This is a genomic window from Ruminococcus sp. CAG:379 (assembly GCF_000434255.1).
Lineage (GTDB): Bacteria > Bacillota > Clostridia > Oscillospirales > Ruminococcaceae > Ruminococcus_F > Ruminococcus_F champanellensis.
The window spans coordinates 22,559-22,874 of sequence record NZ_FR894916.1 but is presented as its reverse complement, the minus strand read 5'-3'; the positions used below and the strand labels follow the sequence as shown (position 1 = coordinate 22,874).

1 pseudogene is annotated in these 316 nt (G+C 65.5%); it reads right to left on the bottom strand.

The window, feature by feature from the left end:
* Nucleotides 1–255: pseudogene (locus QVO51_RS09295) on the bottom strand (nucleotidyltransferase family protein); the annotation flags it as partial.
* Between the last annotated feature and the right edge of the window lie 61 nt (nucleotides 256–316).

Genomic DNA, 316 nt, shown 5'->3' with positions numbered 1-316 from the left:
CGCCTTCAGATATTCCACCGCCAGTAAATTATTCGGCCCGTCAAATACCCGGGCAAGCTCCTCTCCGTATTGCTCCAGCACCAGCCGCCGCATAGCTCTGGGGTAGGGCAGCCCCTCCCGGAGCAGCTGATGCATGGCATCGCTTTTGCCGCAGGACACGCTTGCCTTCACCGCCTGGCTCAGCCTTGCGGGATCCCCGCATTCGCTGCCGAAGGACAGCTCCTCCACACAGCCCAGCCCCCGCAGCAGGAACACCGCCCCCCGGGCAAACAGCTCCGCCGGGGCAAGGGAATACGCCACCGGCAGCTCCCGCACC